We start from the raw sequence: 12,963 nt of genomic DNA on the forward strand, positions 1-12,963 counted from the left end.
CCGCCTCTGGCTGTATTGAAATGTCCGCATTATCGTCCTTTTCCCAGGGTTTCCCGGCCGAGGACGCAACTGATGACGGCTTACGGTTCGGCGTCTGTCAGCGCGTTATCGCGAGTCCGGGCCGCTGGCTCTGGCGAACCCCGCCGGGGAACGGGCAAAACCAGGTACCACGCGAACGATTCCAGTAACCCAACCACAGATCAGCAGACCTGAGGTAGCCAAAGCACAAAACTTGCACACACCTTAGTTATTTAACCCAAGTACACCTATCTTCGCAGCAAGCTCAAGTCTGCTGTAATGCCAGTCAGTCAGAGCCTGGATCTGTTGTTTCTCAGCATCAGCAAGTGATTTTTGGGCATTCAGCAATTCAATAATATTCCCTACGCCATTTTCATAGCGGTATTCTGCTACTGAGTAGGACTTTCTTGTGTTATCCAACAGTCTTTCAATCAGTGGTAAATTATTTGTGTTAGCTTTGAGAGACTGAAAACTTTTCCAGACATCAAGTTCAATGCTCTGTCTCGCTTCGGATACTGCATCCTGCTTCTGCTCAGCCTGAGCAAGGCCCTCCCGAACTTTGTATTCACGGGTGAACCCCTCAAATAAAGGGACCGAGACCTGGATGCCAATATATCTGTCATTGTGTACAGAATCAAAATAGGGTTGCCCTATTCCTTCGCTGACTTTCTGATTATCACGGCTGGCTTTGCCTACGAGACTTAAACTGGGCATGCCCTCAGCCCTGGTCTGATCAACTTCAGCTTCTGCTGCCTGAAACTGAGCCTGTGCTGCCAGCAGCGCCGGATGTATTTTAATTGCCTCATCGATTAATGCCGAAACCGATTCTTTAAACCTGTAATCAGGTTTAGGGCCTTCCTGAACATTCGCCAGATTGATATGACTGTCTGGGCGCAACCCCATGTCGGCTGCAATAACGCCCAAATCATTCTCAAGTGTATTTTCTGCTTTCTCTTTATCGGTTTTAGCCTGCAGCCACGCCGTTCTGGCTTGTAACTCATCACCGACTGAAGCAGCACCGTGTCCTTCCCTGGACACTACCACGTCGATACTCGTTGAGGTAATTCTTTCCATATCAGTGGCAGCAGCCAGGTTTCCAGCAGCGGCCTGCGCTGCATAATAATCTTTTGCTGTGGCAATCATTACGGACTGCAGCGTATCCATATGACTGGCTTCTGCTGCTAAAAGAAGGGCTTTAGCCTTTTGCAACGCTGCTGAACGGGCTCCAAAATCGTAGAGGACCCAGTTTAAGCTAAAATCAGCGGAATAATTTGGCGATGAATTGACTGAATCGAACTCCCTGTGTCCGGCTACATTTGTTTCGGAACGTTCACTGACCTCTCTTCCGGATAAGGAGAACGTGGGCAGGTATGCACCTTTAGCTGTACCGACAGCGGCACTTTCAGCCTTTATTTCCGCCCAGCTTTCGGCTGTTTTGGGGTTATTACATAAACTACGCTCCAGAGCATCATTCAGGGAAAGTGGGTCTGGCAACGGGCCAGACTGGCACAGAGTGTTTGCATATACTGGTGCAGCCTGTGAAGAAGGCACGTCAGCTTCTGTATTAAATATATCGACTGCATAACTTTTCACTGTAGCCAGGATTGAGAGCATCAAAACCATAACTTGCAATACTTTATTATCTTTCATGCAGACTCTCATTGCTCATTCTGATAAGCGGATCAAAAAAGTATTGCCAGACATTCCTTTTTCCGGTTTTGATCTCTGCGGACACGGTCATGCCTGGCGTCAGTTTGATCCAGCGCCCTCCTGCCTCAATGCCACTTTTATCAAGATGTACCCTGGCAGTAAAATTCAAGCCATGATTACGATCCTGAACGGCGTCATTTGATACTGAAATTACATTCCCTTTGATGTAGCCATAGTACGTGTAGGGAAAAGCATCAATTTTAACTATGGCATCCTGACCCTCTTTTATAAAACCAATGTCTTTTTCGCTATGTTAACTTCAACTTCCATAGCGTCATCAGGTACGATTTCCATCACTTTTTGTGCACTGGTGACCACCCCACCTATCGTATGAACACTGAGTTGCTGAACTGTTCCACTTACAGGCGAGACGAGATTAAGTAATTGCTTACGCGTTTTAGCCTTCACTTCATCTTCAACGCTTTGTTTTAATTTTTGCTCAGCCTGCTCAAGAGCATCGAGCTGTTCCCGTCGGAACTGTGAGCCTACTGAGGCTTTTTCTGCAATCTGCGCATCAATAGCCGCTTTGAGTTCGTTGGCGTGACTGCGCTTGGCTGTAAGGTCATGCTCCTGCTCCAGCGCCGTCTGCTCTTTATCGAGGTAGTCATTTCTTGCGACATAATGATCTTTGGCAAGCATCTTATAACTGTTAGCCTGCTCTCTTGCTAACGGTGCCGTAGATTTTAAGCGTTCAATGTCCTGTAAAGTCGTGGCAAGTTCATCACGGTGCTGTGTAAGCTCAGCCTCCGCACGGTTAAGCTTATCTCTATATTCCATGAAAATACCGTCAGCAAAACGGCTTGTGGCGTTCACATCGTCTTGTGTAAGTCCATCACTGACTTTCATCTCAGGGACATGACCAGACATTTGCGCATCCAGTAAGGCTTTTGCCCTTATTATCGCCAGCATGGACTCCGCTCTTGACGCTTCGGTTTTAGTCAAATCGGCTTCTGCCTGCGTGGAATCCAGAACCATCAAAACGGTGCCAGCATTTACACGCTGCCCGTCATCAACGTAAATATGGCGCACCACCCCCGTAATGGCAGGCTGAATTTCTTTTACTCTTGCATCCGGAATAACTTTACCTTTAGCCACAACAACTATATCTAACCTGCCAAAAAGTGAGATGCTGATAACAACAAGTGTCAAAATAACGATGACTCTCATCGTCCAGTATGGGGCCGGGTGAACAGGTGCTTCTGCCAGTTCTATATTTGCCGGCAAAAATGCAAGCTCATAAGACTGTCTTTCATAAGCGTTTTGTTGCTTACGTATTTTCCAGTTGGCAAGGAATACATCCTTGTAACGACGCAGCAACTCAGTTAAAGCTATTATCTTCAACATAAAATCGTCCTTTTAAGCATGCTGAAGGGAAACCAGGTGACTGTACAGGCCGTTTTCTTCAATGAGATGAAGGTGGCTGCCCTGCTCTACAATCATCCCTTTCTCCATAACTAAAATGGTGTCCGCCGTTCTTACTGCTGTCAGTCGGTGAGCGATGATAATAACAGTCCGGCCCTGACATATGGCCTGCATGTTTTTGTGAATCACGCGTTCTGTTTCAAAATCGAGAGCACTCGTTGCCTCATCGAAGATGAGTATTCGTGGGTTCGTAATCAACGCGCGTGCAATAGCAATACGCTGACGCTGGCCTCCTGACAGTCCACTTCCGTGCTCTCCGATTCGTGTGTCATAACCCTCAGGCATTTCACTGATAAAATCATGAGCGCCAGCAAGTTTGGCGGCGTTTATCACCGACTCCAGAGGGATACCGGGATCGGTTAGCGCAATGTTCTCACGAATTGATCTGCCAAAAAGTATGTTTTCCTGAAGGACCACACCAATCTGCCTGCGTAACCATGAGGGATCAGCCAGCGCTATATCGGTACCATCGACCCAGACGCGGCCCGACTCAGGAAGATAAAGGCGCTGAATTAATTTTGTGAGGGTGCTTTTCCCCGAGCCTGACCGTCCGACAACGCCGATAACTTTGCCAGGTTCAATATCAAAAGAAATATTATTCAGTACTGCAGGTGCTTCGGGTTTATATCTGAACCTTACATTCTCAAAACGAATGGCACCCTTAAGGGAGGGCTGAGAATTCCGGCCTTGTAAGTTTTCTGTACGGGTATTGAGAATATCACCTAACCGTTGCATCGAAATGCCTACCTGCTGAAAATCCTGCCATAACTGTGCCAGGCGCAGAATCGGTGCAGAGACGCGTTGAGACATCATATTAAAAGCTATCAGAGCGCCTACAGATAGCGCGCCCGATATGACAAGTTTAGCGCCCAAAAAAAGGGTTAAAACAGTGACTGTTTTCCCGACAAACTGAACTAACTGCTGCCCGACATTCCCTAAATTACTGACGCGAAATGACGCGGCAACATAACCAGCCAGTAAATTATCCCACTGACGAATAAATAAAGGTTCAACTGCTGAGGATTTAACAGTTTCTATTGCGGAAACGGTTTCAACTAAAAATGACTGGTTATCAGCCCCACGTGCGTATTTTTCATTAAGACGTCGTCTGAAAGCGGGGATGATCACTGTTGTGATAATGACATACACAGGCAGAGACAGCAGAACAATCAGTGTGAGCTTTACGCTGTAAAGACACATGACGGCAATAAAAACTACCGAAAAAAGACTGTCGATTATCGCTGTAAGGGCCTGCCCCGTCAGAAAGTTGCGAATATTTTCAAGCTCTTTTACGCGTGCCACCGTGTCGCCAACCCGACGAGTAGCATAGTAACCAACAGGTAACGCAAGTATATGCCGGAAAATACGCGATCCCAGTTCGACATCCATTCGGTTAGTGGTATGTGAGAAAACATAATTTCGCAGACCTGTCAGTAAAACTTCGGCGATACTGCTGATCAACAGTCCTATACAAACCACATTAAGCGTTGAAAGGGCGTTATTTACCAGCACTTTATCCATTACCACCTGGAACATAAGGGGTGATATAAGACCAAAAAGTTGAATCAGCGCAGACACAAAAAAGACTTCTAATAAAATTTTTCTGTACTTAACTATCGCAGGTATAAACCACGTGAAGTCAAATTTAGCCAGTTCACCCGTTAAGGATGCTCGGGAAGCAAACAGAAGAAAATCGCCATTGCAGTGCTGCCAGAGCACGTCTGTAAGGATAACTGTAGGTTTTCCGGCGCCAGGTTCCAAAACCAGTACCTTGTCACCCTCGCATGCCGTAACAATCAAGTGGCGACCAAGCTGATCCAGGGCCAGTGCAGGAAAAGGTGTCTTAGCCAGACGTTCAGGCCGCACAGCAACTTTACGGGATTTGAGTCCTAACGTTCGCGCGGCAAGAATGAGATCACCATGGGAAAGCTGTTTTTTACCTGATCCTGATAAATGTCTGATTTGTTGTACATCAGCAGCAATTTTATGATACCTGGCTATCAAAACTAAAGCTTCTACGCCTGAATCTTGTTCTACTTCTTTTTCCGTATAATGATTTTCATTCATTTTTTTATTTGAGCTATAAGAGGAACTCATGGAATTACCTGAATATATTTATACTGTCTTAATCATATAAAGGCAGGCTTTTACCTGAGTAAAAGCCTGCTGCAACGTTAATTCCAGGCTGCGTCTAAACTTGGTTTCAATTGCGTCACCTGATCCTGACTAAGCGTCGTCTGGCCTATTGCGGGTGGTGTCATGGTCGCCATCGCGCTAATTAAATTATCAAGCTGTGAATTAACCAGCGCATGGCCGTCACCTGATTTTATTTGTAGCTGATTTGCTCCGGCTCCGAACCAGTTATTAATATCAACCTCCTGGTGCGTTCCTATTACAGATGCAACCAGGGTATTACCACTCTGGCTGAACCACAGTTGATCGATACTTATGCCATTCATGAACTGTAAGGCATCGTCCTGTGTTGCGTTTGTAATATTGAGTGACAGCGTACCTGTATTGTTCAGGGAAACAGTATCAGTCGACCCTGTTATTGTCAGCGAGTCACCATTACCGCTTACTGTCACAGCGTCACCGCTCCCCTGAACAGATGTCTGTATCTGGTTGCCAGCCAGTGAAACAGCCGTCACCCCGCTGGTGACTATACTTGAATTATCACCCGTTACGGTAATGCTGTTGTTTTGACCGGATACGGATATCAGCTGATTTTTACCCTCGAGCATGACAGCATTAGAATCCCCTTTGATTACGACAGTATTGCTGTCCCCCTCAAGTTTAATGACCGACTGGTTACCGGTGTAAGCCAGAGCGTTATTGTTGCTCATAGTGTTAACAACCATTGCTGTCCCTGACACCATAAGGGCCGAGTTATCATTACTGAGCGTAACAGAGGTAGTTGTGCCGGCCTGCAGGACGTTACCTTTTCCATATACATTAATGTTGTCAGTTGTCCCGTTTAACGTAACCAAATCATTGCCCGTCATGGTAACTGTATCTGTGTTTCCGTTAACGGTTAATGTGTCGCCCTGTCCCATAAGCACGGTGTTGAAGTCACCATTAAGAATATTGCTGCTGGCCGCGGTTGCTGCTGAGCTTCCGCCATACCAGTGATCGACGACATTCTGTGCCGGTTTTCCCTGGACGCTGAAATCATCTGCGGCTACGCCTGACGGATTCGCTTCCCAGTTCCACAGGTAGGCCCCCTCCATCCAACTGCCCTGACCACCCCATGCCTCAAAAAAGGCTTCAAGAGCACGAGTCTGTTGCTGGAAGTCAACCCAGTGGAAGCCACTCCAGTCACCGTTTAGCGTGTTAGTTCCATTTACGCTGCGGTATCCGACTTCAGTAAGCAGCACGGGCTTTCCATAGTTAGTGGAGAGAGAATGATAAAAATCGATTGGGGAAAGGTTATTGAATAATGATGCCGTGTAGCTGTCGGCTGAAACACTGTTCCACCCGGCAACCATTTGCGCCACAGTGGGATCGGTGATATCAGTCGGGGCCTCATAGGCATTCGCCCCAATAACGTCCACTTTGTTCCAGAAGCTGACGCTCCCGGTTTCATTCCATGCGGATGCGTAGGTAATGGGTCCGGTATAAACCTGCCGCACGGCAGAAATAATATCATTCCAGTAATTTGTATAAGCACTTCCACTCATGGATGTCAGCTCTGTGCCCACGCTGAACATGCTTACGTGCGTTGCCTGTGCAATCGCTGCGTAGTGCAGAATAAACGTTTTGTAACTGGCAAAAAAATCGTCAACATTTGAAGGTTTCAGTAAGGCCCTCCAGGTACCATCCTCAATATCAATATGCGGCTTCAGAAGCACCGATATCCCATCCGCCTGAGCCTGTCCGATTGCGAGTTCAAGGTTGGCGTCGGATTCTGTAGCCGCAGTGGCTGCAATACTGTCTCCTGTCACAGAATCAAGATACTGAGTCACTACAATTTGTGTTGAGTTAGCGCCGGTCTGTTGCATGGCTTTAAGTGATTCAGATGCATTTGCATACTGACCATTTGCAGAGGAGGTAAAACCAAATCCTTTAACCTGAAAACCACTATTGGCATTACTGTTCGACGAAACACTGTCAAGCGTAAGAGACGAACTGGTCATGTGTAGCACGTTGCCCGTACCGGAAATATCCAGTGAACCGTTTGAAGCCGCAGTGACAGTATTGTTATTACCCGAGAGGTTCAGGCTTGCTCCTGCCTCTAAAACAGCATTACCGCTGTTCATCAGAGCATACTGGCCATTACCATCAATGGTAAGTTGCCCGCCATCACCGCTGAATCCAGCCCCATTTGCATAGCCTTTCAGCAAGACTGTGTCTGTTGCTTGCGCATTTATCCAGTTATCTCCGCCATCAACTTCAACATTAGCAACTTTGCCCGCAGTGATAATGTTGCCATGGCCCTGAAGAACGGCCTGCGCATCGGCGGCAGTCGTTACACTGCCATTTTCCATCACGACCGTCTGGCCCGTTCCCGTTAAGCTGACCTCTCCACCCGTCCCGTTAACGCTGACACTGTTGCCATTTCCGTTCATCTGGATACTGTCGCTGTTGCCGTTAGCCGTAAACGTATTGCCTGAGCCATTCAGCGTTATGTTACTCCAGTCTCCCTGAAGCGAAGCGCTACTTCCTGCTCCGTTGAAATTTAATGTATATCCGCTGCCATTGATTGATACATTATCATTGTCACTCAGGAAGACTTTATTTCCCCCGCCATTTAACCATGCCTGAGTATTGTTTTTAACTGATACTGAATTCCCGCTCGTATGGAGGTCATCCTGGCTGCCATCAAGTGAAATGTCATCACCCGAACCATTGGCATAAATAACGTCCTGCTGCCCATGAATATCAATATTATTCATATCACCATTGGCCGTGATGCTGTCGTTATTTCCTGAAACAACATTAAACGAATGTCCGCCGTTGGTTGTGAACGTATTTTGATTGCCTTTAATGGTGACTACCTCACGATCGCCGTTAGCGACAACAGTGGACTGCTGTCCAGTAAGGTTAATAACAAAATCACCGCCATTAATGGTGTCGTTGTCTCTGTTTCCAAGCGTGACACTGTCATCGACGCCTGACAAAGTTGCCTGCGTATCATCAGAGACAGCAACAGTACCGTCTCCGATTGTCAGTTTACTGTTTTCACCCTGTAACAGGACAATATCACCCGGCCCGTTGGCAACAATATCATTGTTTTCACCCTGCATCTGAATCCAGGTTGAAGGACCATTCGCTGTCAACATATTGTTGTTGCCGACAACAGTAACAACAGCTTTTGCACCGTTCAGTGTGATGGTGTTATTTACACCTTTAACGATAGCCACTTCTTTATCACCATTGGCGGTGATATATGATGCGCTTCCTTCTGCCAGTAATGTTGAGCCGCCACCGTTAACAGTGATTAAGTCTGCATTACCAATATGAACAGCATCATTATTGCCGTTGAGAGTGAGCTGGCTGGCATCAGACAAAACTATTTGTGCGCCGCCTGTAGTCAGGCTGTCATTCTGCCCGGATATTTCCACATTGCTGTGTTGTCCATTTGCAGTAAAGTTATCATTATTTCCTGATACAAATACTGTTTCGTCGTCGCCGTTACTCGTTACAGACGAATTATCTGCCTGCAGATAAAAATTGTACTCACCGCCGTTTGCTGTGAGCGATTCATTATTACCTATAGCAACCGTATCATTACCACCATTGATGGTCAGTGAATCATTGTCTGCGAGTATGGCGGTACCTCCGGACAGCGTTACGTCCTCTCCCTGGCCTTTAATATAGACAGTGTCTCCCTTTCCGTTCGCAGCAAGTGTGTTGCTGTTTCCTTCAACGAAAAATTTCGCGTTGTCACCATTAACGGTTAAGCTGTTGGTATCACCTTCAGTTGTCATCACAGCACTCCCGCCATTCATGACAAGGGTGTTTTTACTGCCTTTTGTAATGATGTTGTTCCCATCACCATTTGCAACAATTTGAGAAGCAGTCCCGTTTGTGGTGATCGAAAAGCCGCTTCCGTTTACCTGCAGGTTTTCATTACTGCCTGCCCGCACGACACCCACACTGCCATTTACTGTACCCTGACTGTCATTTGCGAAAAATACGCTGCCACCACCCACATTAGCCGTGTCAGCCTGACCATCCATAACGACCACATCACCACTGCCGTTAGCCCATACGGTATCGTTATTTCCGGTAATCAGAATCTGATTATTGTTACCATTAGCTGTAAGCGTTGAAGAATTACCCTGTATGGCAGAAGTGAAACTGTTACCGTTCGTTGTGACATTATCATTGTTTCCAAGGCCAACAATATTGGACAGACCGTTGACAACAGCCTGTGTACTGTTAGATGTCAGTATTGTACTGTTGCTGGTAGTCGCACTGTTATTTACTCCGCTTATAACAATGATGTTCTTATCACCGTTAGCAGTGATACTGTTCCCAGAGCCCCCAGCAGTTACAACTTCATTATTACCATTGGTGGTAATCGCAGAACCATTTCCTTCGAAAGCCAATGCAAAATTTCCACCGTTAATTGTACCGCTGTCGCTGTTATGCACAGTTACTGAATTATTGGAACCATTGATGTTTACTTTAGTATTATCAGCCAAAACGATACCATTATGCCTGGAATCGGCGGAGATTCGCGACATAATGGCCGTGTTATCATTACTGGCAACCTGCTGAATCTGACTGGGAGTGCTTGACGCATTAGCGCCGTCTGGCAAGCTTCCGTTATCAATCACGCTATATGCAGAGCTGTTAAACGCCCCATCGATCATGTTCAGAATCTGTTGCCAGACGGGATTGACGGTACCGTTCCATCCTGGCGTAGCGTTACTGCTACCCTGAGCGAAGTTTACGTTTTCAATCGGTTCGATACTGCCATTGCTGAATATTACCGTCGCGACACCAGATATCTGATTGCCTTGCGCATTGACTGACAGTGTTTCGTTTTGCAGACGGATAGACTGAATTCCAAGCTGTGAAAGTGTGTAAGCCTGTGCCTGAGCACTGCCGTTACCTGTCGGATCAGCAAGCACGCGCAACTGGTTAAAGACCACATCAGAGGCATCAATCACGCCGTCTTTGTTAAGGTCATAGCTGGCCAATACTGCCATTGCATCTCCGGCACCGTTAACCAGGGAAGGGTTAATTATTTGTGTTCCAGCCGACGTCACGATTGCGAGGACGCCGGTATCCGAGCCGATCCAGCCCGAAGTTGACGACTGACCAGCAATGTTTACGACTGCATGCGACAGATTTAAAGGAATAAGCTGTATCGGATGACCGTCAAGGCTCATGACTAATGGATCACCGCCGCCATCTCCGCCATCCCCGCCTTCTCCCGCGCCATCAGCATCACTCCCATCACCGCCACCGGCCTGGTTATAACTATCACCGCCGTTACTCCCATCACTGCTGTCACCACCTGAATTATCTCCACCGTCCCCATCTCCTGCCCCCCCCCACCATCACCGCTGTCCCCATCTCCTGAATCCCCCCCACCATCACCGTTGTCACCGTCTCCTGAACCGCCCCCACTGTATCCGAAGTCTGTAGAAAGCCCACCGTACAGATCGCTTGTGACTATATCTGGGATGTGAGCATCAAAAGAATACTGCGCAGCGTCAGAAATCCAGTTTCCTAATGTAAGACCTTCGGTTTGAAGTGAGTCAGCAGTAAAGTTAGTGAATGAATATGATCCTGCTGCGCCATTGAGTAAATTATTAGAAAATGAAGGTAATGACACAAAATTGGGAACAGTAAGCTTTGCGGTGTCAAAATTTAACTGGGTACCAGCTGTTCCCCAGTTGTCCCCACTGGGTGTGTAGGATGAACTGCCAAGGCCAGTTGGCGCGGTATTAAACAAACTGAGATCAACTGTGCCAGTTGCATTTGGAAGAGAAAAATTTTGGGTGATTGATGTCAGATTTAAATTTGGAGTTAAATTAAGATCAGGTGGAAGGTTAAAAGTTGAAGACGCATTATAATTAACAACCTCTGATGTTCCATCATTGAAGTTAAATTCTGTCGTAGTCAGTTCACCCGTACCAAAAGCTTTTGAATATGTATCTTTCATTGAAAACAAGTTACCTCCCGGCATACCAAAAACAGTATTTGTGGAGGTGCCATCCGCATTGTTCACAAGAGAATTTATTAAGTTACCAGTATCATTTTTCCCACTGTATTGATCAGTAACGGAAGTCCAGTTCCCACCTTGCTGATTGTAAACTGTATCCTCTGATGTGCCATCGGCATGGTTTACCAATGATTCGGTCAACGCCCCCGTTGCATCATGTGCGGCATAACTGTTAGTGACAGAGAAACCACTACCATCGGTGCTGTATGAAGTTAAACTTGATGTGCCATCATTACGGTTGGTCAGTGTGTTTGTCAGTTCTCCTGTTTTATCAGGTCCGCTGTAAGTATTAGTGATTGATTCTATAGTTGCTGAAGGACCGAAAGCAGTATCAGTTGATGTACCATCCGTAAAATTTTTGACAGTTTCAGTTAGCGTACCAGTATCGTTTGTACCACTGTAGTAGTTAGTGCTTGAAAGTATAGGGCCTTGAGTCTGGTAACTGGTATCAGTCGAAGTGCCATCTAAATTATTAACTTGATGTTCGGTAATATTTCCAAGACCATTGAGACCTGTAAATGTGTCAGTAGTAGAACTTACAGAGCCCAGGATATTATTATAAGATGTAACCTGAGATGTCCCTTCAGCGGTGTTTCTTATTGACTCAGTTAATTGAGTTGTATCTGAAGGATTACCGTAGATGCTCACATTAGAGTCAATACCTGCAGCAATAACGTTTCCTACACCTGTTACTTTAACTTGAGAGTAATCTCCAACAGCGATTATATTACCACTGCCGTTTATTGCAATGGTTGACAGGTCCCCGCTTTTTAAAGAACCATCAGCGACATTTATGGCTATCACATCAGGAATTTCATTCTGTCCATGAGGACCTAATTCGTTTATTTGAATACCATCAGTAATTTGTGTGACGGAAAAGTTTCCTTTTCCTATCAAGTCAGTACTATAGCCTATAATATCTGTAGTGTATATATCTCCGTCAATTATGGAATTTAAGGTGAAATTATCAATATTAAGTTCACTCTTTAAAATTTCATTACCTAAAGCAAATCCTGCATTTATATTAGCTTCATTAGCTAATGATAATCCATCAATGCCATCAATATTTATCGAGGGTTTGAAAGCGTGATGTAATTCATTTAACTTTCCACCGGCCCATTCCGCATCTGCGATAGGGATTCCAGCGAGAGTTGTTACCAACCCCAGATGATATGATGCAACGTCAATAAATGCTGGTGCAGTCAGTCCTTCAGCAAGCCCCCAGTTTCTCTGAAGATCCTGAGATCCGTTTTGTACAAATGCGACTGCCATTGCCGCATAGGCATCTATGATATCGGGGCTAATCCCTGCAGTATATGAGCCTGGAGTTAAAGTTGAGCCATCAAGTTTTAACAAAGCTCTAATCGGAGTAGCAAATTCAATAGCATCATTAATTGTGTAATCCAATGGTGCTATTAAATAATTATTAGGGTTTGCTTCTATACCGGATACTGGTGTACCATCCTTTGTGTATAGTCTATTTTTTTGAGACCCACCGGGAACTGGGTCTATAATTGGATTACCATCCAAGTCTTTTAAAAAGTGAGCCGGCGCTGCTCCTTCAACAATATTACCATTTCCGTCAACACCACCTACATAAAACTCAGAATTTACATCTATTTCACTCATTTCTT

At 45.9% G+C, this 12,963-nt stretch carries 6 protein-coding genes; all 6 read right to left on the reverse strand.

The genetic code is table 11. The features are described 5' to 3' along the window. Positions 1-243 precede the first annotated feature (243 nt). Positions 244-1,668 carry a TolC family protein gene (locus GC087_RS24490; protein WP_324030748.1) on the reverse strand — a complete coding sequence of 475 codons (1,425 nt, stop codon included), beginning with the start codon at positions 1,666-1,668 and terminating at the stop codon, positions 244-246. Next, a complete protein-coding gene (locus tag GC087_RS24495; protein WP_324030786.1) occupies positions 1,658-1,966 on the reverse strand; it encodes a beta-barrel domain-containing protein in 309 nt (102 codons plus the stop codon). The genes GC087_RS24490 and GC087_RS24495 overlap by 11 nt, the downstream gene beginning before the upstream one ends. Further along, entirely contained in the window at positions 1,954-3,072 is a 1,119-nt protein-coding gene (locus GC087_RS24500; protein ID WP_324030749.1) for an HlyD family type I secretion periplasmic adaptor subunit, read from the reverse strand. Before GC087_RS24500 ends, GC087_RS24495 begins: the two co-directional genes overlap by 13 nt. Before the next feature lie 12 nt (positions 3,073-3,084). Further along, a complete protein-coding gene (locus GC087_RS24505) occupies positions 3,085-5,247 on the reverse strand; it encodes a type I secretion system permease/ATPase (RefSeq protein ID WP_416383446.1) in 2,163 nt (720 codons plus the stop codon). Positions 5,248-5,324: 77 nt separating this feature from the next. Further along, on the reverse strand, positions 5,325-10,490 hold the full coding sequence (locus GC087_RS24510) for a glycoside hydrolase family 113 (RefSeq protein WP_324030750.1): 5,166 nt from the start codon (positions 10,488-10,490) through the stop codon (positions 5,325-5,327). Between the two features lie 2 nt (positions 10,491-10,492). Then, positions 10,493-12,958 (reverse strand): hypothetical protein, encoded by a 2,466-nt coding sequence (locus GC087_RS24515; RefSeq protein WP_324030751.1) that lies wholly within the window; start codon positions 12,956-12,958, stop codon positions 10,493-10,495. Positions 12,959-12,963 lie beyond the last annotated feature (5 nt).

The sequence above is a fragment of the Pantoea sp. JZ2 genome (assembly GCF_035191405.1).
Taxonomy (GTDB): domain Bacteria; phylum Pseudomonadota; class Gammaproteobacteria; order Enterobacterales; family Enterobacteriaceae; genus Pantoea; species Pantoea stewartii.